1 protein-coding gene is annotated in these 591 nt (G+C 70.4%); it reads right to left on the bottom strand.

The window, feature by feature from the left end; all coding sequences use genetic code 11:
• Nucleotides 1-400: FAD-dependent oxidoreductase (locus F8279_RS29780; RefSeq protein WP_151501720.1), on the bottom strand; the 400-nt coding region annotated here is incomplete at its 3' end.
• Nucleotides 401-591: the final 191 nt, after the last annotated feature.

Below are 591 nucleotides of genomic sequence, written 5' to 3'. Positions count from 1 at the left end.
GGGTCTCCCGGCCGGAGCCGGCGTCCACCCAGACGGAGTGGGCGTCGGCGAACCGGCCGGTGCCGGTGATCAGCGAGACCTTGTTGCGGGCCAGCTGGTTGCGGATGACGTCGGTCTGCCGGGTGATCACGTGCTGGGTGCGGGCGGCCAGGTCGGCGACGGTGATGTCCTCCTTGACCCGGTAGCTGCTGCCGTAGAGGTCGCGCTGGCTCAGCCCGGTCAGGTAGAGCACCGCCTCGCGCAGCGTCTTGGAGGGCACGGTGCCGGTGTTTATGCACACGCCGCCGAGCATGTCGCGGCGGTCCACGATCGCGACGCGGCGGCCCAGCTTGGCCGCGGCGATCGCCGCCTTCTGTCCACTCGGTCCGGAGCCCAGCACCAGCAGGTCGTAGTCATACACGAACGCCAGCCTCGCAGGGTCTCGCAACCGGTGCCAGCCGAGACGCCCCCACGAAAGCTGATCACTGCCGTAGGGTGCGCTGATGCGCCGCCCCGTAACCCTGATCATGCTCCTCGGACCGCTGCTCGTCGCCGGGTGCACCACGACCCCCGCCGCCCCGGCCTGTCCCTTATACCCATCTGACGCCGCCG

Source organism: Micromonospora sp. AMSO1212t (assembly GCF_008868145.1).
Classification (GTDB): domain Bacteria; phylum Actinomycetota; class Actinomycetes; order Mycobacteriales; family Micromonosporaceae; genus Micromonospora; species Micromonospora tulbaghiae.
Note: the sequence above shows the minus strand (reverse complement) of the source record. Positions and strands in the feature narration are given on the sequence as shown.